Genomic DNA, 21,141 nt, shown 5'->3' on the forward strand with positions numbered 1-21,141 from the left:
TTGAGATTGCTTCTGTCATTGGGAGGCTGGTCGGATGTTGATCTGGCCAACGCAATTAGATCAACTAGCGACTTAGAGCGACCGCCACTAACGACGAATTGACGAGTATCGCGCTGAAAATTTCGGCACGACACATAGGGGAGGAAAGAAATTGAAAAATCTGACGACGACGCTGGCGGGATCGCTGATAGCATTTGCGGCTTCGCTAACTGCGGCCCAAGCTGAGAAGCTGACGTTTTACTGCTCGGCACAGGAAGATTGGTGTCAACTCATGGCGCGCAGTTTCGAGGATGCCACCGGTATAGACGTCAATATGACCCGCAAGTCCTCGGGCGAGACGTTTGCACAAATTCGCGCGGAAAGTTCTAACCCTAAAGGCGATGTATGGTGGGGCGGTACCGGTGATCCCCATTTGCAAGCTGCCGAAGAAGGCCTGACGATGGAATACGTGTCGCCGATGCGTGACCAGCTTCACGACTGGGCAATCTCGCAGGCTGAAAGTGCAGGTAACAAAACCATCGGAATTTATTCAGGCGCACTCGGCTACGGATACAACTCCGACCTCTTGGCCGCGAACAGCCTGCCTGAGCCCGCATGTTGGAAAGACTTGCTGAAGCCCGAGTATAAAGGGCACGTGCAAATGGCGAACCCGAATTCCTCGGGCACCGCTTATACGACGCTTGCCTCGATGGTTCAGATATTTGGCGAAGACGACGGCTTTGAGTTCATGAAGGGCCTACATTCGAACATCAACCAGTACACCAAGTCGGGTTCAGCCCCAATCAAGGCCGCCGGTCGGGGTGAGAACACCATCGGTATCGTCTTCATGCATGATGCGGTCAAGCAGGCCGTATCAGGTTTTCCGGTCAAGGTCGTGGCCCCATGCGAAGGCACAGGCTATGAGATCGGTTCGATGTCGATCATTGACGGCGCTCGAAATGAAGAAGAAGCCAAAAAGTTCTATGACTGGGCGCTCAGCCCCGAGGCCCAGAACCTTGCGCTTGAGGTTAACGCCTTCCAGGTTCCGTCCAACAAAAATGCGGAAACCTCTGAAAGCGCACCTGACATGAGCCAGATCAAGCTTATTGACTATGACTTCAAAAAGTACGGCTCGTCTGACGAACGCAAGCGTCTCTTGCAGAAATGGGACGAAGAGGTCTCAGTACTGCCACAGTAAGTGACTGACACCACACCAAAAACGAACCACCCGGTTCTGATCTTCTGGATTGTTGCCGGGTGGGTTGGTTTCTGTCTGCTGCCATGGTTCATGGTGGAGGATGGCATTTGGTCATTCGTATGGCTGGTCGATGGATATCCGTTCGATGAAGATTATGCGCCCGCTGCTTTCCTGATCGGACAGGGCGAAAAGCTGTGGCTTACGCCGCTTTTGGTCCCGCTTACCTTGCCTTTGTTGATACTCGGCAAGCCAAAGTCCGATCCACAATATGCACGTATCCTGATTTTGGCTGGTGCCTTGGGTTTTGGCTGGCTGATTGCGCAAGGGTTCTCAATTGGCCTTCGCGGGTTCAATTTCGAATGGATGAAGGTGCTGTTCGGAGAACCGAAGATCCGCCAGTTCGGCATGGGATACGGCGCGATGATCTGCGCCACAGCGTTTCTGTTCCTTTTAACTCAGGGTATTGCAGCGCGCGGCGCTATCAACGGCGACGTTTTCGTCGTTAGCGCTATTGGTGGCGTAATCACCATTGTTACAATTTTCGTTTTCTTTCCAATTGCGAAGATGTTGTTTGCCGCCTTCGTTACCGAAGATGGTGTCTATTCAGTTTCGGTTTTTGCCTCGAAGTTCTTTGATGACCGACTTTGGGGCTTGGGCTGTTTTGCCGGTGCCAAATGCGGCGCCGCGTGGAACTCTCTGTTTCTTGCAGTTCTTGTGGGCTTCATCACGACGGCACTTGGACTATGTTTTGCACTTGTCGTCACACGGTCAGGTTTTCGTTTTAAACGCGGGATGCGCGCGCTGACAGTTTTGCCGATTATCACACCGCCCTTCGTGATTGGTCTTGCACTGATCCTGCTGTTTGGGCTTTCCGGTTCGGTCACCAAATTTGTTGCTGAGATCTTTGGTGTGCAGCCTACGCGCTGGCTTTATGGTATGCCCGGGGTGCTGATCGCTCAGACTCTGGCATTTACGCCGATCGCCTTTCTGGTTTTGATCGGGGTGGTCGAAGGGGTGTCACCTTCGATGGAAGAGGCCGCCCAAACCCTTCGAGCCAATCGTTGGCAAACATTCAAAACCGTGTCCCTGCCTCTGATGCGTCCCGGCCTGGCCAATGCCTTCCTGCTTGGGTTCATCGAATCCATGGCCGATTTTGGCAACCCACTTGTCTTGGGCGGAAACTTCGATGTGCTTTCGACTGAGATATTTTTTGCCATCGTCGGTGCGCAATACGATCAGGGCCGGGCTGCTGTTCTGGCCATGGTGCTGCTGTTCTTCACACTTTCCGCCTTCTATGCGCAGCGCGCGTGGCTGGGGAAAAAGAGTTATACCACAGTTTCCGGCAAGGGCGACGCGGGTGTGCACCCCTTGATGCCGCGCGGCCTTGCCATACCGGTTCTGGGCATTGCAATTGCCTGGGCGGTTTTCACTGCCGTGGTTTACGGGATGATCATCTATGGAAGTATCGTCGAACTGTGGGGCGTTGATAACTCGCTGACGTTCAAGCACTACGTCACAGCCTTTTCGGTTCGCTTCGAAGAAGAAGGTATTCGCTGGACCGGAGCCGCCTGGGATAGCTTCTGGACCACAATCACCATTGCTGCCATTGCCGCACCGTTGACGGCCGCCGTAGGGTTGGTCACTGCCTATCTGCTGACACGGCAAAGTTTTGCGGGAAAGAATGCGTTTGAGTTTGGTACGATGCTCTCTTTCGCCATTCCCGGCACGGTTATTGGCGTAAGCTATATCCTGGCATTCAACGTGCCCCCGATCGAGATCACTGGCACAGGCGTTATCCTTGTCGTCAGCTTTATCTTCCGCAATATGCCGGTTGGGGTTCGCGCGGGTATTGCGTCTATGTCACAATTAGACAAGTCGCTTGACGAGTCTTCGCTGACGCTCGGTGCAAATTCCTGGCAGACTTTCAGGCGGGTAATTCTTCCTCTTTTACGGCCCGCTATCCTAGCTGCGCTGGTTTACAGTTTTGTCCGGGCCATGACGGCGATTTCGGCGGTGATATTCCTTGTTTCAGCAGAGTATGACATGGCTACCAGCTACATTATCGGTCGGGTCGAAAACAACGATTACGGTCTTGCAATCGCATATTCCACAACGCTGATCTTCGTGATGTTGGCTGCAGTCGGGATGTTACAAATCCTCGTGGGCCGTGTTCAGATCGGGCGACGTACACAACTCGGGACAGAGAAAACGACATGACCGAAACGACTATAGCAAGTAAAGCCGCGCCTGTTCGTTTCGAGGGGGTTTCGAAAGTGTTCGGCAGGGATGTGGTGGCTGTCGACAGCATCGATCTACACGTCCAGGCCGGCAAGTTGGTGACGCTTTTGGGCCCTTCTGGTTGCGGCAAAACGACGACGTTGCGCATGATCGCAGGTCTGGAAATGGCGACCTCGGGCCGAATTCTGATCGGCGACCGAGACGTGACCAAATTACCCGCTACCGACCGTGACGTGTCGATGGTCTTCCAATCCTACGCGCTTTTTCCTCATATGAGCGTGCTGGAAAACGTCATGTATGGGTTGACCTTTTCCGGCTTCGACAAGCGCGAGTCCCGATCGCGCGCGCTGCATGGGTTAGACTTGGTTGGCCTGAAGGGCTTCGACAACCGTTTGCCAAGCGAACTTTCCGGCGGGCAGCAACAGCGTGTTGCTGTCGCTCGTGCATTGGTTTTGGAGCCACAGGTTTTGCTCTTTGACGAACCTCTCTCAAACCTCGATGCTAAACTGCGCCGCCAGGTGCGCGAAGATATCCGCGCCATTCAGCAAGATCTCGGTTTGACCGTCGTCTATGTGACTCACGATCAGGAAGAAGCCCTTGCCGTTTCAGATGAGATTGTCGTCATGCGCAACGCTGCCATCGCACAGATCGGCACGCCGCGTAAACTATATGATGCGCCGGTTGACCGGTTCGTGGCCGATTTCATTGGTGAGGCTAACCTGATCAGTTGCACTATTCTTTCCGTTAATGGCGATTTAGCCACGATCGAAATCGAGGGCTATCAACACACGCTCCCCTCTCGTGGCCTAACGCCTGGTCCCGCAACGCTGGCCGTGCGCCCGTCACGGATATTGATTGGATCTGATATCGGCATCCCGGCCAAAGTTGCCAAGGCGACCTATGTTGGCGTGCGGATGGAGTACACTCTGGCCGGTGCCTTCGGGCAGGTATTTGCTGTGCAGGACGACGTGGACGAGCCACTGGAAATCGGCTCGGAAGTCAAAATGTCTTTTGCCGAACGTGGCCCTGTTCTGTTGCCGGAAGGGTGACGTAGGTAAACTTTTAGTCGTCTCTCACCCGGAGGTCGTCCTTGAGCCAGAGAAATCAGTCACCGAATAGGGTTTGAGTGAAATTGGCCGCGCCCGAGCCGACACATTTTCACAAAGTAAGACCATGTCTAGCGCGACAGATATCTGGTCCAGAACCGAGCGAAAAGCGTCCGAAACAGACGCTATCCTTGCAAAGCCTTTGGGGCTGGTCACGAATTCCGAACCTGGGTTGGGAGAGAACGACCGAAGCACTACCGGGTTCCTTCCTCCCTCGATATTCAAGGTCCGCTGCTTACACCTTCTTCAAGGCACCCAAGTCCAGCTTCTGCAGTTGGGAAACAGCCCATGCTGCGCAACTGCGTATCGTTCGAACAGTCCTGTCAATCGTCAAAAACCACGACAGAAGAGACTTGGCCATTTTAAACCACGGCGCGGTCGGAACACTGCTTTGATGCCATCTTGCAGAGAAGAAAATCGATCGGCTGTTTGTGCAACCTGGGCAGGGCCACTTCTGGCGCGCGGATATTAAAACTCTTCAACCTGAATTCGGGTCGAGCCCGATTACCTGAACGACGTCATTCGTTCCAAGCGTCGTCGCAGATCATTTTCAAGGTCCCGAACACGGCCGGTGTGCCAGCGATCACGCGACCACCGTCCCGGATCATCCCGTCGGCGTCTTGATCCTCGATCTCGCCACCTGCTTCGGCGATCATCAACTGACCGGCGAGGCAATCCCAGGCGTTCATGTGCTCTTCAATGTACCCCAATAGACGTCCCGCCGCGACATAGGCCAGCGAAAGCGCACCGCTTGCATTGCGATGATAGAGAGCGCCGCGTTCGATAAGGGCCGCAATCACCGGAATGACCTTTGATGCTTCGACCCGGTTCGAATAGCCAATTGAGACGGTTCCACTTGCAAGTTCCACGCTTGAGGCAACCTGCATGGCGTGTCCATTCAAAGTGGCACCTTCGCCTCGGACCGCCACGTAAGTTTCACCAACGTTTGGCTCGAAAATCACACCGACCTGCGTCTGACTGTCCGAAACGCCCGCTAAGACAATCGTCCAGGCCGGAATGCCATTGACGAAGTTCGTTGTCCCATCAATCGGATCGATCACCCAGTCAAAACCGCTGGAGCCAGCTTTTTCCGCGTGTTCTTCGCCATAAATCCCATCATCGGGAAAAGAGTTCACAATCTTTTGGCGAATGAAGGTCTCGACGTTGCGATCCGCCTCGCTGACCCAGTCTTGCGCGCCTTTTTGATCAATGACCAAGGTATCTCTGGAAGCAAAATACTCTAGTGCAAGCGCGCCTGCCTCTTCTGCTACCGCAACGGCGAAGTTTCTTCGTGCAATGATGTTATGCATAGGTCGGCTCACTTCCTGCTAAATGCAAAACCATCCCTAGTGGATGGGGTGTCAGAACACAAAACAGTGTTTGCCAGACAGAAATCCACTTTCTTCGAGTCGCCCGAGTTTCTGTCGAAAGAATATGCCAATTAAAGCACTCATTCACTTCCGTGCAGTGAAGTCGCATATTGCTCGTGACCATTGCCGGATTTTGAGAACGCTGCATCGCAGCACTTGAAGTTGCGATGACGGTCCGCATCGGGCTGCCTGCGAGAGCGGCCCAGAGATATTATATTTCAATGGCTTCGGAGATGGCCAAGGCATCTTCAAGTTCAACACCAAGATACCTGACCGTGCTGTCCATCTTTGTGTGCCCCAACAGAAGCTGGAAGGCGCGAAGCCCAAATTCCATATGCTGCGACCTGCATCATAGTCCGCTTTCGTTCAGTCGATCCAATGAGTCAAATCACATGATCACTATTGTTCCCTTCATATGTGGATGAAACGCACAGAAATATTTTGTTTCCATACGTTTAGTAACCTCAACTTTGGCGCTGACACCGTTTGGGATCTCCCCAGTGTCCCATCCGAACTCATCTGCCGTGGCCGTATGTGGCGCCAGATCTTCATTGGTCCATTGAATGGTATCACCAACAGACACGTTCAGAAGCTTTGGCGTGAATGCGAATGCTTTGATGCTGACTTCGTGGACTACTGGTTCTGCCGCCCGGGCCCGCGTTCGGGTTAAAGCGAGAACGGCCGCCGATGCGACCGCTCCAACCATTACGCGACGGCGTGAATGGGCTTTTTCCATCACTGCAGTGCCTCGACCATCATTTCGGCGTGGCCTTCATGGGCTTTAAAGATCTCAAGTCCCTGCTCGAACAGAGCCTTCACCTCGGCATTGTCGATATTGGGGATCATTGTGTTCTCCACCAGATCATTCACCGCCTGGTGATAGGCCAATTCATTGGCTGCATAAGCGGCATCAAACTCTGCTCCACGCAGCTTGACGAAGCCATCGATGATCTCTTCGGCATTGGCATTCAGCGTTTGGCTGAACGCATTGTCCTGCGCTGACACGCCCAGTTTTTCGAGCAGGCCCAAGGCCGCTTCGTTCACGGCAGTATGGTCGCGGATCATCGTGTTTGCGAATTCATGGATGTCGGGGTTCGACGACAAAGCCAGCGCCAGATAGGCATACCGAATGTCGATGTTGTCGGCCGTATAGGCAATGTGAGCGTATTCGAGATCGCTCATCTCGGCGACGTCCTGCGCAGAGGCTTGAGCGCCAGTCATGGAAAGTGCCACAGCAAATGCGGAAATCAGTTTCTTCATTTTGGAGACTCCACTGAGTGTTACGATGGCAATAGGAGTAATCCGAACCGGGAAGTGAGATATATGCGGGAACGTTCGATTTTCTGTGCAGATCGTTCAAGCTGCTGTACAAAAACGCCAAATAATGCCATGAAAATGCATGCTTGATTTGCTTAGCGATATCCTTACGAAACTGTCTGTTCAAGGCGCGCTCTATTTTCGAACTTCGTTGACCACCCCTTGGGGGATTGAAGTTCCCAAGTTCAATAACGTCGCCCGATTTCATTTTGCTCATAGGGGCAATTGCCTGATCGAAGTTGAAGGATATGAAAAAGTGGTGGCGCTGGAGCAGGGCGATCTGTTGATTGTTCCGCATGGCGCGTCACACAAGTTGTACTGCGCGGCTGAAACAAGAGATGCAGTTTTGCCGCTGGACACGGTAATCGAGCGGTCGGGATACACTGGAACTGGGGTTCTGGTTTACGGCGGCGACGGCGATGAACGTGACACGCAACTTATCTGCGGCCATTTTTCATTCGACCCTCATGCAAAACACATACTGTTGGAACGCCTTCCACCGATCATTCACCTAAGGAATTACGGGGAATCCGCTGGAAAATGGATGGAGGCGACACTGCGCATGATCGGAGATGAGGCCGGGGGTCTTCGCCTCGGTGGCGATCTCATTGCTTTGAAGATGTCAGAAGCCATTCTTGCGCAGGCAATACGTTCGTTTGTGGAAAGTGACGAATCCTCGAGGTGGGGCTTGAACGGATTCTCTGATCACCATCTGGCTCGGGCTCTTGACGCGTTTCACAAGGATCCAAGCGCATCCTGGACGATAGAAACAATGGCGCGCATTGCAGGCATGTCACGAACAAACTTTGCGGTTCAGTTTCAGAAAAAGATGGCGATGTCGCCAATGCAATACGTAACAGCTTGGCGGCTGGAGATCGCGAAACGCTGTCTTACTGACCCATCAAGTTCTGTTTCGGATGCGGCAGAACGCGCTGGATACGCATCGGATTCTGCTTTTGCACGCGTTTTCAAGAGGGAAATTGGCCTCTCACCTGCCGGCTTCCGTCGGCAGATCACATTATCATCGGCGCAATAAACCGGACGGGATCTGTTGCGAAGTTTTAACTTGCCACAGTGATATCTTTGCACCGGCGGACTAAGCCGCCAGCTCCGTAAATTGCCGAAACGGACAGACACCGGGCGTGATTTGCCCTTTGCGGATTATGTGCACCACTTCTATTCCGTCGAGCGTTTTGCCGTGGTTGTCGACGGCTGAGTAAAGATAGACCCACGCGCCTTTCCCCTTGATGTTGATCACACCATTCACGTTATAATAGGTATTGACAATGCCTATTATAACACACAGATAGTGAGGCGTATCGTTAAGGTAGATCCGATGACTCGTACCATGCCAATTCGGCCACATATGTTTGACATCACAGCGGATGAAATCGCGACTTTGGTCAACCAGTTCTATGCGCGCATCAGAGTGCATCCTGATCTGGGGCCGGTATTTGACAGGGCAATCGAAGATTGGCCGGAACACGAAGAAAAGATCGCAGCCTTTTGGCGCGGCGCCATTCTACGAGAGGCAGGCTATTCGGGTAACCCGATGCAGGTTCACCTGGCGAACTCTGAAATCCTGCCAGAACATTTTCGCCTGTGGCTCGACCTGTTCGAAGACACCGCAAAAAAAGCCCTTAAACCTGCAACCGCCGAAGCGTTCTCTCATTTGGCCAGCAGGATCGGTAAGGGCTTGTCATTCGGAATTGAGAACTTTCGTCGTGAGGCTGACACTCCACCGGTGTTGTCATGACGGTCTCTGTCTATACCAAAGCTCAGGTCATCTCTGATCCTCCGGCACGCGTTGTCAAACGTTGGCTGCAGGCGGGCTGGGGCGACGTGAAACGCAACCCGGGATATTCCTTGCTTTACAGTGGTTCACTCGTAGTTCTGGGGTGGATTTGCGTTGCGGCCCTGATGCTCAACGATCTCGGTTGGGTTTTGTTGCCTTTGCTAGCTGGCGGCGTTTTGGTCGGACCACTTGCAACGATTGGTCTTTATTCCGTAGCAAGCGGTAAAACAGGGCTCAGAGCGGCCACGGGTCAGATTACGTTGGTGGGCGTCATACTGATGGTTTTTGCTCTCATCTGGATTCGCGCGGCCACAGTTATGTTCGCCATAGTCTACGGGCTGCGCCCATTCTCAAGCTTCGCAGATACGCTGCTTTTGCTGATTACTACGCCATCAGGATGGGCGCTGTTAATCGCAGGATCATTGGTTGGCGGGCTGTTTGCGGCATTAGGGTTTGCGGTGTCAGCGTTTTCATTGCCAATGCTGATCGACCGCAAGATCGATGGCTTCTCGGCTATGGGGCTCAGTTTCAACGCCACCACTCACAACTTCAAGCTTTGCTTGTGCTGGGGAGCCATCATCACTCTTTTGACTTTGGTTGGAATACTGTCCGGGCTACTGGGTTTGGTCGTGGTGTTCCCATTGCTCGGGTACGCGACCTGGCATGCTTATGCCGAGCTTTTTCATGGAGATGCATAAATGACCGAAGCGCTTCCAAAAGGCGTGGTGCACTATGCGACCTCGCGGTTCACGCATGAGACATTGCCAGAAAAGCTGCGCAAAGATCACAGCACCAAAGCGGGTGTTTGGGGTCAATTGGCTGTGCAACATGGGCAACTTCTACTGAGCCGGGATGACAAGGGTGATCTGGTTCTGGGCGTTGGGGCCACTGCTGTGTTCGCGCCACAGGAAACTCATTCGGTGAACCCGATTGGCGAAGTTGAGTTTGAAGTACGCTTCCACCGGCACGAGGCGCCCGATGCAGCGTGAGAGTTTTCTTGAGGATGCTGCCGTCCTGTGTGCCCTTGCTTTGATCTTTGTCGGTGGCGTAGCCATACTTGGCTGGGGGGTTCCTACCGCCTACGTGCTGCACGGTTGGTTGATCGCAATAGCCGCTGGTTGGGGGTTGATGTGGATGATCAACCGTTTGAGCGAGGCCCCAAAGGACATCCCTTTAGAATACAATGACAAGGTCATTCGGTTTGGTGTCATCGCCGCGCTGATTTGGGCAATCATAGGGTTCACGGTTGGCGATATCCTCGCCTGGCAGTTGGCGTTTCCAGCACTGAACGGTGATATGTTCTGGTCGAACTTCGGCCGGTTGCGCCCGGTTCATACATCTGCCGTGATTTTTGGTTTTGGTGGCAACGCGTTAATCGCGACGTCGTTTTATGTGGTCCAACGTACCTCGCGCGCCAGATTGGCCAGTGAATCGCTGCCCTGGATGGTGTTCTGGGGGTACAATCTGTTCATGGTCCTTGCGGCGACCGGCTACCCCTTGGGGATCACCCAATCGAAGGAATATGCCGAACCGGAATGGTATATGGATCTGGTTTTGCTGATCGTCTGGGTTGGTTATCTAGGTCTGTACCTAAAGACGCTCTCTCGCCGGGCCGAACCGCATATATATGTGGCTAACTGGTACTATCTGGCCTTCATCGTCGTCATCGCGATGCTGCATACGGTGAACAACCTCTCGGTTCCGGTTTCCATTGCCTATCCCAAAAGCTACTCGCTGTTTTCCGGCACACAGGATGCAATGACGCAATGGTGGTATGGGCACAATGCTGTTGGCTTCCTGCTGACCGCCGGGTTCCTAGGGATGCTGTATTACTTCTTGCCCAAAGCTGTGAACCGGCCAATCTACTCTTACCGAATGTCAATTGTTGGCTTCTGGGGGATCACCTTCCTGTATCTTTGGGCTGGCTCACATCACCTTCACTACACGGCGCTACCGGACTGGGTTCAGTACCTTGGCATGACCATGTCGATCATCCTGCTGGTCCCCAGCTGGGCCTCTGTGTTCAACGGAATCCTTACGATCAACGGGGCTTGGGATAAGGTCCGGACGGATCCAGCGGTCCGGTTTATGATGGTCGCGATTCTGTTCTACGGACTGTCGACATTCGAAGGGTCGTTCATGGCGATCCGTCCGGTCAATTCGCTGAGCCACTACACGGATTGGACCGTCGGCCATGTACATGCGGGGGCGTTGGGCTGGGTCGCCTTCATCACCTTTGGTGCCATGTATAAAATGGTGCCCTGGATTTGGAAACGAGATGGCGTGTATTCATTGCGGCTGGAGGCATGGCACTTCTGGCTCGCCCTGAGCGGGACGCTGATTTACGTCGGCGCAATGTGGAACAGTGGCATCACACAATCGCTGATGTGGCAGACCTATGATGCGGATGGTGCGTTTCTTTATTCCTTCCTCGACAGTGTGATCGCAATGCATCCTTACTATGTCGCCCGTGCGATCGGGGGGCTGCTGTATCTGATCGGAGCGTGCATCGGTGCATACAACATCTACATGACGGTCAGTGGGCCGCGGCAAACCGAGACCAGGCAATCCGGACCTTTGGTCCAGCCGGCGGAGTAGCAGCCCATGAGTACACAACACCAAAAGCTCGAACGCCACTCACTTGGCTTTGCCATGGCCATCCTGCTGGTTGCATCAATCGGTGGCATTGTTGAAATCGCCCCTTTGTTCACCATCGAAAACACGGTGGAAGAAGTCGACGGCATGCGGCCCTACACTCCGCTGGAACTAGCCGGGCGCGATATTTATGTGCGCGAGGGCTGCTATGCCTGCCACAGTCAAATGATCCGCACCCTACGGTCGGACATCGAACGCTATGGGCACTACAGCCTGGCCGCCGAAAGCATGTATGACCACCCTTTCCAATGGGGCTCGAAACGTACAGGGCCGGACTTGGCGCGAGTTGGCGGTAAATACTCTGACGCATGGCATGTGGCGCATCTGGAAGCGCCGCGAGAGCTGGTGGAAGGCTCGATCATGCCTGGTTATGCGTTTTTGTCTGACGCGCGGCTGGAAACAGGCCACCTGCCTGCCTCTTTAAGAGCCCTTAGCCGCGCCGGGGTGCCTTACACAGATGCTCAGATCGAAAATGCGGAAAAGGATGCTGCATGGCAAGCAGATGCCGAGCAATATTATGAAGGTGAACTGCAAGAAAGTTACGGTGAAAACGTTCAGGTCAGGGATTACGACGGGCACCCGAGTGAGTTGACGGAAATGGATGCCCTTGTGGCCTATCTGCAGGTTCTTGGCACATTGGCCGATCTGGATTCGGTAGATCACGAGGAGATTAATCGATGACACATGATACCGTTCTTGTCTTCTCCAAGACCTGGGGTGCAATCTACCTGCTGGTCGTCTTCCTTGCCGCAGTTGTCTGGACCTACTGGCCCTCACGGCGAAAAGTCTACGATGACGCTGCGCAATCTCCGCTGGACCATCAGGAGGATCAGCCGTGGCGCTAAAGGGAAAGGATCCGGTTTCCGGTACTGATCTGACCGGCCACGAGTGGGACGGTATCAAAGAGTTGGACACACCTGTTCCCTGGGCGGCCCGATGGGCTTTGTGGATCAGTATCATCATCGCAGCACTGTTTTGGGTGTTCTACCCATCCTTCCCAGGTGCGCGCGACTATGCAAAAGGGCTGTTGGGGTATTCATCCCGATCAGAGGTTGTTGCAGAACTTCAGCAAGCGAATGCTGATCGTGAAATGACATTTGCGCCTTTTGCGTCACAGGATCTCGAAGAACTGGCCGCAGACCCAACACTGGAGGCAAGGTATAGCGCGTCGATTTCCAAGCTTTACGCTGACAATTGTGCCGCTTGTCACCGGAATGATCTGAAAGGGCAGCCTGGTTTTCCCAATCTGGTAGACGTACATTGGCTGTGGTCAGGCGCACCGGAAGAGGTTGAGGCGACCATACGCTATGGGATCAATGCGCAGCATGACGATACACGTATTGCACAGATGCTGGCGTTTGGCGCAGACGGCATGATCGAAAAGCAGCAGGTTGAAGAGGTTACAGAATTTGTCTTGGCCCTCTCTGGAAAGCAGCATGATGCGACGGCGGCTGGCGCCGGTAGATTGATCTTCGAAGAAAACTGTGCGGCCTGTCATGGCGATGACGGGCGCGGGGGCTATGAAATCGGCGCGCCCGATCTGGGTGATGAACGCTGGATCTATGGAGGCGACCGGGATGAGATTTACCATAGCATTTATCACGGTCGGCAAGGTGTGATGCCTGCGTGGGAAGGACGTCTGAGCGACGCCCAGATTCGAATGCTCACGTTGTATCTACTGTGGAATGCAGAAGATGCACCAAGTTGAAGAAAATCCACGATTCCGAAGGGCAATGTATCTGATGATACTGGTCCTTCTGGTCGGCTACATCGGGTTCAAGGCATGGCACCTTTCCATGGCTTTCGAGGCATGGGAAGGACAGGCGATTGCAAAGGCTGTGCCTGGCGCGGCCAAGTAACAATCAAATTATTATAGGACTACAGTTTGCGTATTAATCGCTTGATGCCAGCGCATGACTGACTTCCAACGCTCGGATCAGGTTTTTCATGCCACGGTTTCCTTCCAATACGTCCTGTAAAGTCTTGGTGTCCAAGGCAGCAAAAAACGCCTCCTGAGCTTCGTTCAGAATTGGCAACAATCCACAAGCGGGCGTCATTACACAACAGCCGCCGTCTTCCTTCATGCATTCCACCAAAGGTGTGCCGCGTTCGGATTTTCGTAGTAGGCCGCCAATCGATATCGCATTGGGAGGTAGGGCCATACGCATGCCACCGTTGCGCCCACGCGTGGATTCTACATAGCCCTCGTGTGTAAGCCACTGCGAGATCTTGGCCAGGTGATTAAAGGGCAAGTTTTGCATAGCCGCGATCTCACGCGTCGACATCAACCCTTCTTCATGGGTGGCAAGATGGATCAGGATGCGCAGGGCATAGTCGGAGAACTTGGTAATTTGCATAGTTATTCTTCCCATAAAAAATAGGCTTTGAAAATGCCTATTTTATTGACATCTTTTTTACCCTTATAATAGGCATTTAGAATGCTTAATAAAGGGGATGGCTCATGCAGCCCGTTGTGTTATTGATCTCGCTGATCCTGATGGCAGTGCTGTCACTTGTCTTCTGGTTGGCCGTGCGGGCTTCTGATGGGCCGGAACCCGGACCCAAGGCCAACTCGAAACGTTCGGGCTTGATCTGGGCAATGACGATTGTCGGCGTAATTGTTGCGGTTGGCACATTGCGACCGTGGCCACATGCCGTACGGTACATTCACAGTGACCCACGACATCACCCGCTATACACGCGCCAAATTGTTCTCTGATGTTGGCAAGAAAACGGATCTCTTCCTGCGCTTCTCGACCGTTGCAGGAGAACGCGGCGCAGCGGATGCGGAACGGGACATCCGAGGCTTTGCGGTAAAGTTCTACACTGAAGAGGGCAATTGGGATCTAGTTGGGAACAATACCCCTGTGTTTTTCCTTCACGATCCGCTGAAGTTTCCCGATCTTAATCATGCCGTCAAACGTGATCCGCGAACGAACATGCGCAGTGCGGAAAACAATTGGGACTTCTGGACTAGCCTTCCCGAAGCTTTGCTTCAGGTGACGATTGTCATGTCTGATAGGGGGCTTCCTGCAACCTACCGACACATGCACGGCTTTGGCAGCCACACATTCAGCTTTATCAACTCGGATAACGAACGTTTCTGGGTCAAGTTCCATTTCAAAACCCAGCAAGGGATCAAAAACCTCACTGATGAGGAAGCCGCGCAGATCATCTCTGGTGACCGTGAAAGCCATCAGCGTGATCTTTTCGACGCTATCGAAGACGGTGATTTTCCCAATTGGACGCTCTATGTCCAAGTCATGCCAGAGAAGGATGCGGGTAAGCCTTAGCTTCGATGAAAGTTAGTAGCCTTGGGGCAGAACTACTTGACGTTAGGGTCAGAATTGAATGACGCAAACTGCTCATTGCTTGAGGACACCCTCTGATGGGCATGTTTCTCATATCACGTCGCGGCGAGGTCACCCGCCGCTTGAGAAAGAATCCAGTCAACCCCACGCAGAAAATCGTCTATTGTCAGGGGGCTGTCTTCTCCGCTCGAGGCTGAGAGCACAAACCCATGTGCATAGTCGATCAGCACGTGAACAAGAACATCACCGCCATCGCTGTTTTCGAGTTGGTCCGTGCTGACTTTTAATTCCTCGGCCACGTTCATGAGGTCCGCGCTCATGAGTGTTACATCGTCTAGGATTGCACGGAGTAGATTGGCGTTCTTCAAAGCGCAACCATAGTAAGTCGCCATAATGCAGCGTGCGCGTTTGACCGGGTTGCCACCATTCACTCCATCCAAGACGCCTGCAAAGGCAAGTTCCACCAGATCGGACAATAGTTGCTTCTTGCTACCTGCGTGATAGGTCACGGCCATCGGAGTGACGTCAAGCTGATCGGCAAGTATGCGAAACGATAGCGCATCAACACCTTTGCTTTGGGCGATCGGCAATGCGGCCTGCAGGATCACTTGCTTCGAAAGGCGCTGTGCAGCCTTTGACGGTCGCCCTGGTGGAGAAGCTTTCGTCACCTGGTTTTCAGTCTGTAATCGAGATCTACCAGACCGGAGGAAAAGCTGCTAACCGAAACCAATTCCAGATCAACGTCACCTTCTGTTTTACCAAAGATCCGAATGCCTTCACCGATCAGAATGGGAACCAAGGTAATCTGCATGTCCTCAATCAGCCCGGCTTTGAGGAAGGATTGGATGATTGCACCGCCATCCACATAAACTCGATTGTAACCACGCGCGCCAAAATCCTCCATCAAATCAGTGGGTGTTTTGTCTGAAACTTCAACTCTATCGCGCAGTTCATCTGGAATGCCTGAGGGTTTCATTGAGCGACTGAGAACCACCACCGGTTTCGTGTAAGGCCACTCCCCAAATCCCAGAACTGTCCGGTACGATCCGGACCCCATCACGATCACGTCGACGCTACTCTGAAACGCGGCGAACCCGTGATCTTCGTCGGCAGTGGGTTGCTTTTCCAACCAATCCAGCCTGTGATCTGGCCTTGCGACAAAACCGTCTAGGCTCATTGCCATCATGATATGTCCTGTCGGCATCTTCTGGGTCCCTGTGATTTATTTATATGCTGTATAATAACGGCTCTGAGGATACTCAAGGGGAATGACTGCTACGATTGACCCAGAATCCAGTCCGAGAAGGACTGTACTGCGCCGGTTGGAGCGGAGCTATGCGGTTGAACCAAAAAATACCCATAGTCGGGCAGATCGGTTTCCGACAACCGAAACAGTCTTTCAGCATTTAGATCGTCCCGAACCAGATCATCCATCAAAGCTATTCCCTGTCCGTCGATGACTGCTTGCGCCCGGACATTTGGGTCAGGAACGATTAGCGCATCTCTCCTTGATTGTCGGGGAAGCTTTGCGACGTTCAGCCAATCAGACCAGGCGTTGCTGTCATCACGATCTCTCAGCAGCGTAAGATGCGATATTGCCTCTTTCATTCCTAACTCTATCACTAGGTCAGCTGCCGCCCGGTCACCCACAGGATAGGGCGGCATGGGCATGAATGGAGTAACGGTGCCGCCGATCCAATTCCCGTTACCCCACCTGATTGCAAGATCCACATCCTGCATCTCAGCTTCTGAAAACTCGATCATCGGTTGAATGCGAATCTGTACGTCCGGGTGGCTTTGCATGAATGACATCAGGCGTGGCGACAGCCAGCGCGCAGCGAAATAGGTCGAGATCCCAACGGTTAGAGAACGCGTTGAAATCCCCTTTAATGCATAAATTTCAGCTTCGATTTCTTCATATCGGGTCTGGCAGATCGCGAGCAGTTTTAATCCTTCACCAGTGAGTGTGACACCACGCGATGTGCGCTGGAACAGGATCACCCCAAGATCGGCTTCAAGCGTTTTGATCTGATAGCTGATGGCGCCCTTTGTCATGTTGAGCGCCGATGCTGCCGTCGAGAAGCTGGAATAACGAGCAATCTCGGCAAATAGCCTGAGTAAGTCATGGTGATGAAATCGGGTACTCATATTCTTAGTGTACAAATTTTCTAAACGCTAAGAGTAGTTTTTTTCGATTTTCAAACATGTTTTTAAGGTCGACAACCGCATTCAAGCTCGTGGAGCGATGAAATGAAGTTGGACTTGTTGAACGCAAAAGCAAAAACACCGACACCGGCGGGGCACCGCGGCCGCGCGCGCAGGCGCCGCTTGGCCCGTAGTATTGCCCCTCCTGAGAACACACCGTTCACAGGTCGCAGGATACCTGCATACAATCTACTAAGTGAAACGGCCCTGACCCGGATCGAAGATCAAGCCGATTGGATTCTAAGCAATATTGGCGTCGAGTTTCGGGGGGATCGAACGGCACTGGATCACTTCGCCCAAACGGGTGCCCGCATCGATGGCGATCGCGTGCGGTTTGAATCGGGTCATGTCCGTGCGCTTTGCGCTACGGCCCCAAGTGAATTTCAGTTGCATGGCCGAGACCCGGTCAGAACGGTGACACTTGGCGGTGACAACGTTGTGCTGATGCCGGGATACGGCTCTCCCTTTGTCAGCGATCTGGTGACGGGCCGACGATATTCGACGCTGAAGGATTTCCGCAATTTCGTCAAACTGGCCTACAGTGCGGCTGCCCTGCACCATTCCGGCGGCACGGTTGTCGAGCCGACAGATATACCGGTGAACAAACGACATCTGGACATGATGCTGGCGCATCTGACGCTGTCGACCAAACCATTTATGGGATCTGTCACAGCACCCGAGCGTGCGCGGGATAGTATCGAGATGGCACGCTTAGTCTTTGGGCGCGGCTTCATGAAGTGTCACGCGGTGATGCAGGCAAATATCAACGTCAATTCGCCGCTGGTTTATGATGATACCATGTCGTCGGCTCTGCGTATCTATGCGGAGGCAGGCCAATGTGTCTGCGTCTCCCCAGCGATTTTCGCGGGTGCCATGGGGCCGCTTTCGCCGGCGGCGGTAGCGGCGCAAACTCTGGCAGAAGCGATGGTTGGCATTGCGCTTGCGCAACTGGTGCGCCCCGGTTGTCCGGTGGTGTTCGGCTCGTTCCACTCCACAATGAACTTGCGCACGGGCGCTCTAACCTTTGGATCGCCCGAGGCGAACATGACCACGATGGCGCTGACACAATTGGGACGAAGGCTTGGCGTACCTGTGCGGTCCGGTGGCGGACAGATCACCGCCTCAAATGCGCCAGATGGGCAAGCGATGCAGGACAGCACCGGTGCCATGTGGTCCACGCTTTTGTCCGGAGCCCATCAGGTCTGGCATGCGGCAGGCTGGCTCGAAGGTGGGCTTGTGATGTCCTACGAGAAATTCATCATGGATCTCGACCACTGTGGCGCGATGCAGAAACTGCTGCAGGGCTTCCAAACGAATGAGGAGGCATTTGGCCGTGATGCCTATTTTGAAACGGGCCCGGGCGAAAATTTCCTGTCGACCAAACACACGCTGCGCCACTATGCGGCAGCAAATTATGAGCCACAAATTTCTGACGCAGGGCCATTCGAAACCTGGTCTGAAAATGGTGCTCTCACGTCAGATCAACGCGCCACCGCGCGGTGGCATCAGATGTTGAACGATTACCAGCGTCCTGAAATGAAACCCGGCATACAAGCCGCGCTTGAAGACTTCGTGTCAGAACGCAAAGCGCGAATGCCGGATGAATGGTACTAGAACGGAATACCCAATACCTAAGAACTCTGCCGGGATTGCCAACTTGCTTGAGCAAGATTGAAGAACGTCGGCGCCTATGTCGTCAGGAGGACATTTCGCGGGCATAGCTGATCCAAAACTGGAAGGCATCTGATCGGGCATGGTGGTATAAAGCTGAAGTAAGTTGATAGCGGGGAGACGGGAGCTGATGGTGAACTGGTCATGGGCAACCAGAAATCTCTGAGTCTGCCAGAGTGACTTGTCGGGACCGATGATCTTTTCGCGTTTTCGGGTTGATTGGTGGGATCCTTCAATCCGGTTACTTAGACCCTTGTGCACTGCGCAGTGCTGGGCTCAGGTTTTGGAAGACACTGAACAATTTCAAAATTTGATTTCGAGAACGAACTCACTTCGGTGTTTCCAGTCGCCTTTGTTCTCGCTCTTTTCTTGTCTTCGCATTGAGACCGGCTCGGGCCTATTCAGCAATTTCGTTGATCAATCGTGTCTCGAGAAGTTGACCGTTCTGGTATAGGACCGGGTAAGCAATCGATGCAATATGACTGTTGAACTCCCGGAAAGCCCGCAATGTCTCTAGATGAATATCACTGGTTTCGAAGCTTTCCGTTGTTCCATGCTGCAACCGGCGCAGGTGACGCTTGCGGCTTTCACGTTCCACGCGTTTGATTTCGGTTTTCTCAAGGCTGAGAAGCCGGGCGCTTTCCAGATCGTCTGAAACAAGTACATTTGATGCCAGTTTCATGTTTGCAAGAATACCTTCATGCATCTGAACAAGTTCGGACCAGCCATCTTGCGAAAAGCTTGAGCCTTTGGCCCGCATTTCACCGGCCAATACAGTCAGGCGTTTGGCAACAACGTCACCCGCCGTTTCAAGCCTGATCGCAAACTCCATAAGGTCGCGCGCGGTTTTAGCATCGTGTTTTTCATATAGCTCAGGGGGTATCGCGGCGACGAAGGCTCGAATACCCGAGAGGCACCGGTTTACGTCCTCGTCAATGGCCTGAACTGACCGGATCTGTTCTTTGTCTCCGCTGCGGTAAAGTTCAAGAGCAGGACGGAACATGGTTTCGAGAAGATCGCTCATCCGCAGCAGCTCACGCTTGAGGCTCGGCAAGGCCTGATTGGGATTTGCCACGTCTTCCATGTCCAATGCGCTGACCGGTTGTGCGGGTTGCGACTTCTGTACTTTCTGCTGGTCTGGCAAGAGCCTTTCGAGCAAGTTCTGCCAGTGTCCACAAAACGGAAGGGCTAAAACCAAAAGCGACAGGTTGAAAGCAAGATGCACGTTGACTAGCATTTGCCCCCCTTGCGGGTCGCCCAAAAGCCCGGTTCGTAGGGCAAAATTTGCTGCAAACAAACTAGCCAACGCCCAACTGCCTCGCAGCGCCAAATTTGCATAGGGTATTCGTCGGGCAGTCACTGGCATTCCTCGGGTTAGCCATACCGGAATGAAGGCCGAGCCAAAGTTCGCACCAAAAACCAAAGACATTCCGGCGGCAAATGGGATCGCTCCAATTTGCACAAGTGTCACACACATAAGGATGGCCGCAACCGAGGAATGCATGACGAAGGCTAAGGCACTCCCGACAAGAAATGCAGTGATATAGTCGCGCGACAAGTAATCCGCGACTGCGGGTAAAAATGCACTGTCCCGAATTGGGTCCATCGCCTCACGAAGGAACCGAAGTGAGATCAGGATAAAGGCAACGCCCATCAGAATGCGCCCTAGTTGTCGGGCTTTTTTGGCTTCGGTCTTGACGAATAGATAGCCTCCAATCGCCAGCAGCATTGGAATAAGCCAGTCCAACCGGAACGTAAGAATCTGGATGATCAGTGCTGAACCTAGATCGCCTCCGAGCACAATCGCCAGACCGGCAGGAAAACTCAACATTCCACTGGCAGCAAACCCAGAGGTCAACAGCGCCACTGCCGCCGAACTTTGCAGTACAACCGCCATCATCAGACCCACAAGTGAGGCCTGCAGGTAACTGTGCTGTCGCGTCAAAACGCGCTGGAACGACGCTCCATAGCTGCGCTCAATTCCAGTGCGTACCATTCGAACTGCAAAAAGCAGCAACATCGTCGCGCCAGCAAGGCTGATTAAAAAGCTGACTATCGCCATGCTCTACCTCACTCCCACGGTTTGCTTGGAATAACAGGGTGCGCTGCAATCCTGCCAACCAACGACCGGAGACCGACCCGGTGATTTTGCGGACGAGTAATTTCGATAAAACGCTCAGCGCCCGAGTTTGCTGAAAAAAATCGGACGCGCCTGTTCCACCGGGAAAACGCATTCACTTTCTTGGTGGTAGGCAGTGGCCCTTGGCGCCATAATTGAGAATTGATCTCCACGTCC

General features: G+C 53.3%; 22 protein-coding genes and 2 pseudogenes. 15 read left to right on the forward strand and 9 right to left on the reverse strand.

The genetic code is table 11. The features are described 5' to 3' along the window. The first annotated feature begins 151 nt into the window (after positions 1-151). The 3 genes from AC2FFB_RS13380 to AC2FFB_RS13390 are packed head-to-tail and all read left to right on the forward strand — an operon-like array spanning position 152 to position 4,464. On the forward strand, positions 152-1,177 hold the full coding sequence (locus tag AC2FFB_RS13380; RefSeq protein ID WP_496678075.1) for an ABC transporter substrate-binding protein: 1,026 nt from the start codon (positions 152-154) through the stop codon (positions 1,175-1,177). After that, positions 1,178-3,394: an ABC transporter permease gene (locus AC2FFB_RS13385; protein ID WP_496690063.1), complete on the forward strand. Its 2,217-nt coding sequence runs from the start codon at positions 1,178-1,180 to the stop codon at positions 3,392-3,394. Then, complete coding sequence (locus AC2FFB_RS13390; protein ID WP_496692017.1) at positions 3,391-4,464, forward strand: ABC transporter ATP-binding protein; 1,074 nt, start codon at positions 3,391-3,393, stop codon at positions 4,462-4,464. The genes AC2FFB_RS13385 and AC2FFB_RS13390 overlap by 4 nt, the downstream gene beginning before the upstream one ends. A gap of 575 nt (positions 4,465-5,039) precedes the next feature. Here AC2FFB_RS13390 and AC2FFB_RS13395 read toward each other — a convergent pair. From AC2FFB_RS13395 to AC2FFB_RS13410, 4 genes and pseudogenes are all read right to left on the reverse strand, one after another. Beyond that, entirely contained in the window at positions 5,040-5,831 is a 792-nt protein-coding gene (locus AC2FFB_RS13395; RefSeq protein WP_271949871.1) for an inositol monophosphatase family protein, read from the reverse strand. A gap of 271 nt (positions 5,832-6,102) precedes the next feature. After that, positions 6,103-6,213 (reverse strand): annotated as a pseudogene (locus AC2FFB_RS13400) (integrase); the annotation flags it as partial. 66 nt (positions 6,214-6,279) lie between these two features. Further along, complete coding sequence (locus tag AC2FFB_RS13405; protein ID WP_496875030.1) at positions 6,280-6,597, reverse strand: cupredoxin domain-containing protein; 318 nt, start codon at positions 6,595-6,597, stop codon at positions 6,280-6,282. 29 nt (positions 6,598-6,626) lie between these two features. Further along, a complete protein-coding gene (locus AC2FFB_RS13410; protein ID WP_142637641.1) occupies positions 6,627-7,151 on the reverse strand; it encodes a DUF4142 domain-containing protein in 525 nt (174 codons plus the stop codon). A gap of 139 nt (positions 7,152-7,290) precedes the next feature. Between AC2FFB_RS13410 and AC2FFB_RS13415 the strand changes: the two genes are divergently transcribed. From AC2FFB_RS13415 to AC2FFB_RS13455, 9 genes are all read left to right on the forward strand, one after another. After that, the gene (locus tag AC2FFB_RS13415; RefSeq protein WP_496694047.1) at positions 7,291-8,244 is read left to right on the forward strand and encodes an AraC family transcriptional regulator; all 954 of its coding nucleotides are present in this window, start codon (positions 7,291-7,293) and stop codon (positions 8,242-8,244) included. A 300-nt stretch (positions 8,245-8,544) separates the two neighbouring features. Continuing rightward, positions 8,545-8,964, forward strand: a complete 420-nt coding sequence (locus tag AC2FFB_RS13420; protein WP_142637645.1) for a group III truncated hemoglobin — start codon at positions 8,545-8,547, stop codon at positions 8,962-8,964. After that, positions 8,961-9,701, forward strand: a complete 741-nt coding sequence (locus AC2FFB_RS13425) for a DUF2189 domain-containing protein (RefSeq protein WP_496875031.1) — start codon at positions 8,961-8,963, stop codon at positions 9,699-9,701. The genes AC2FFB_RS13420 and AC2FFB_RS13425 overlap by 4 nt, the downstream gene beginning before the upstream one ends. Next, on the forward strand, positions 9,702-9,992 hold the full coding sequence (locus AC2FFB_RS13430; RefSeq protein WP_496875032.1) for a TehB-like domain-containing protein: 291 nt from the start codon (positions 9,702-9,704) through the stop codon (positions 9,990-9,992). Then, positions 9,982-11,601 (forward strand): cytochrome-c oxidase, cbb3-type subunit I, encoded by a 1,620-nt coding sequence (gene ccoN / locus AC2FFB_RS13435; protein ID WP_142637651.1) that lies wholly within the window; start codon positions 9,982-9,984, stop codon positions 11,599-11,601. The genes AC2FFB_RS13430 and ccoN overlap by 11 nt, the downstream gene beginning before the upstream one ends. 6 nt (positions 11,602-11,607) lie before the next feature. Further along, complete coding sequence (ccoO, locus tag AC2FFB_RS13440; RefSeq protein ID WP_496690057.1) at positions 11,608-12,339, forward strand: cytochrome-c oxidase, cbb3-type subunit II; 732 nt, start codon at positions 11,608-11,610, stop codon at positions 12,337-12,339. After that, on the forward strand, positions 12,336-12,503 hold the full coding sequence (locus tag AC2FFB_RS13445; RefSeq protein ID WP_281973918.1) for a cbb3-type cytochrome c oxidase subunit 3: 168 nt from the start codon (positions 12,336-12,338) through the stop codon (positions 12,501-12,503). Before ccoO ends, AC2FFB_RS13445 begins: the two co-directional genes overlap by 4 nt. Further along, the gene (ccoP, locus tag AC2FFB_RS13450; RefSeq protein WP_496875033.1) at positions 12,494-13,366 is read left to right on the forward strand and encodes a cytochrome-c oxidase, cbb3-type subunit III; all 873 of its coding nucleotides are present in this window, start codon (positions 12,494-12,496) and stop codon (positions 13,364-13,366) included. Before AC2FFB_RS13445 ends, ccoP begins: the two co-directional genes overlap by 10 nt. 25 nt (positions 13,367-13,391) lie before the next feature. Next, positions 13,392-13,517: a hypothetical protein gene (locus AC2FFB_RS13455; RefSeq protein ID WP_281286276.1), complete on the forward strand. Its 126-nt coding sequence runs from the start codon at positions 13,392-13,394 to the stop codon at positions 13,515-13,517. A 33-nt stretch (positions 13,518-13,550) separates the two neighbouring features. Here AC2FFB_RS13455 and AC2FFB_RS13460 read toward each other — a convergent pair whose 3' ends face one another. Continuing rightward, the gene (locus AC2FFB_RS13460; RefSeq protein ID WP_142637659.1) at positions 13,551-14,015 is read right to left on the reverse strand and encodes an RrF2 family transcriptional regulator; all 465 of its coding nucleotides are present in this window, start codon (positions 14,013-14,015) and stop codon (positions 13,551-13,553) included. 104 nt (positions 14,016-14,119) lie between these two features. Between AC2FFB_RS13460 and AC2FFB_RS13465 the strand changes: the two genes are divergently transcribed. Both AC2FFB_RS13465 and katE2 read left to right on the forward strand, forming a co-directional pair. Then, the gene (locus AC2FFB_RS13465; RefSeq protein ID WP_271950105.1) at positions 14,120-14,377 is read left to right on the forward strand and encodes a hypothetical protein; all 258 of its coding nucleotides are present in this window, start codon (positions 14,120-14,122) and stop codon (positions 14,375-14,377) included. Continuing rightward, positions 14,310-14,939 (forward strand): annotated as a pseudogene (katE2, locus tag AC2FFB_RS13470) (catalase KatE2); the annotation flags it as partial. The gene AC2FFB_RS13465 and the pseudogene katE2, both read left to right, overlap by 68 nt. 125 nt (positions 14,940-15,064) lie before the next feature. Here the strand turns inward: katE2 and AC2FFB_RS13475 are convergent. The 3 genes from AC2FFB_RS13475 to AC2FFB_RS13485 form a co-directional block, all read right to left on the reverse strand. Next, positions 15,065-15,637: a TetR/AcrR family transcriptional regulator gene (locus tag AC2FFB_RS13475; RefSeq protein WP_496875034.1), complete on the reverse strand. Its 573-nt coding sequence runs from the start codon at positions 15,635-15,637 to the stop codon at positions 15,065-15,067. Further along, positions 15,634-16,152: a dihydrofolate reductase family protein gene (locus AC2FFB_RS13480; RefSeq protein ID WP_496690049.1), complete on the reverse strand. Its 519-nt coding sequence runs from the start codon at positions 16,150-16,152 to the stop codon at positions 15,634-15,636. The genes AC2FFB_RS13475 and AC2FFB_RS13480 overlap by 4 nt, the downstream gene beginning before the upstream one ends. A 92-nt stretch (positions 16,153-16,244) precedes the next feature. Continuing rightward, positions 16,245-17,117 (reverse strand): LysR substrate-binding domain-containing protein, encoded by an 873-nt coding sequence (locus AC2FFB_RS13485; RefSeq protein ID WP_496875035.1) that lies wholly within the window; start codon positions 17,115-17,117, stop codon positions 16,245-16,247. Positions 17,118-17,219: 102 nt separating this feature from the next. On the opposite strand from AC2FFB_RS13485, the gene AC2FFB_RS13490 reads away from it, so the two are divergent. Continuing rightward, entirely contained in the window at positions 17,220-18,788 is a 1,569-nt protein-coding gene (locus AC2FFB_RS13490) for a trimethylamine methyltransferase family protein (protein WP_496875036.1), read from the forward strand. A 454-nt stretch (positions 18,789-19,242) separates the two neighbouring features. On the opposite strand, the gene AC2FFB_RS13495 is transcribed toward AC2FFB_RS13490, so the two are convergent. Next, positions 19,243-20,907: a Na/Pi cotransporter family protein gene (locus AC2FFB_RS13495; RefSeq protein ID WP_496694035.1), complete on the reverse strand. Its 1,665-nt coding sequence runs from the start codon at positions 20,905-20,907 to the stop codon at positions 19,243-19,245. Positions 20,908-21,141 lie beyond the last annotated feature (234 nt).

Source organism: Ruegeria sp. YTSA219 (assembly GCF_059609985.1).

Coding starts and splice junctions, on each gene's coding strand:
- AC2FFB_RS13465 (WP_271950105.1), top strand. CDS start 14,120: ATGCAGCCCGTTGTGTTATTGATCTCGCTGATCCTGATGGCAGTGCTG.
- AC2FFB_RS13410 (WP_142637641.1), bottom strand. CDS start 7,151: ATGAAGAAACTGATTTCCGCATTTGCTGTGGCACTTTCCATGACTGGC.
- ccoO (WP_496690057.1), top strand. CDS start 11,608: ATGAGTACACAACACCAAAAGCTCGAACGCCACTCACTTGGCTTTGCC.
- AC2FFB_RS13445 (WP_281973918.1), top strand. CDS start 12,336: ATGACACATGATACCGTTCTTGTCTTCTCCAAGACCTGGGGTGCAATC.
- AC2FFB_RS13460 (WP_142637659.1), bottom strand. CDS start 14,015: ATGCAAATTACCAAGTTCTCCGACTATGCCCTGCGCATCCTGATCCAT.
- AC2FFB_RS13390 (WP_496692017.1), top strand. CDS start 3,391: ATGACCGAAACGACTATAGCAAGTAAAGCCGCGCCTGTTCGTTTCGAG.
- AC2FFB_RS13495 (WP_496694035.1), bottom strand. CDS start 20,907: ATGGCGATAGTCAGCTTTTTAATCAGCCTTGCTGGCGCGACGATGTTG.
- AC2FFB_RS13480 (WP_496690049.1), bottom strand. CDS start 16,152: ATGGCAATGAGCCTAGACGGTTTTGTCGCAAGGCCAGATCACAGGCTG.
- AC2FFB_RS13485 (WP_496875035.1), bottom strand. CDS start 17,117: ATGAGTACCCGATTTCATCACCATGACTTACTCAGGCTATTTGCCGAG.
- AC2FFB_RS13425 (WP_496875031.1), top strand. CDS start 8,961: ATGACGGTCTCTGTCTATACCAAAGCTCAGGTCATCTCTGATCCTCCG.
- AC2FFB_RS13455 (WP_281286276.1), top strand. CDS start 13,392: ATGTATCTGATGATACTGGTCCTTCTGGTCGGCTACATCGGGTTCAAG.
- AC2FFB_RS13405 (WP_496875030.1), bottom strand. CDS start 6,597: ATGGTTGGAGCGGTCGCATCGGCGGCCGTTCTCGCTTTAACCCGAACG.
- AC2FFB_RS13415 (WP_496694047.1), top strand. CDS start 7,291: ATGCTTGATTTGCTTAGCGATATCCTTACGAAACTGTCTGTTCAAGGC.
- AC2FFB_RS13430 (WP_496875032.1), top strand. CDS start 9,702: ATGACCGAAGCGCTTCCAAAAGGCGTGGTGCACTATGCGACCTCGCGG.
- AC2FFB_RS13420 (WP_142637645.1), top strand. CDS start 8,545: ATGACTCGTACCATGCCAATTCGGCCACATATGTTTGACATCACAGCG.
- ccoN (WP_142637651.1), top strand. CDS start 9,982: ATGCAGCGTGAGAGTTTTCTTGAGGATGCTGCCGTCCTGTGTGCCCTT.
- AC2FFB_RS13395 (WP_271949871.1), bottom strand. CDS start 5,831: ATGCATAACATCATTGCACGAAGAAACTTCGCCGTTGCGGTAGCAGAA.
- AC2FFB_RS13490 (WP_496875036.1), top strand. CDS start 17,220: ATGAAGTTGGACTTGTTGAACGCAAAAGCAAAAACACCGACACCGGCG.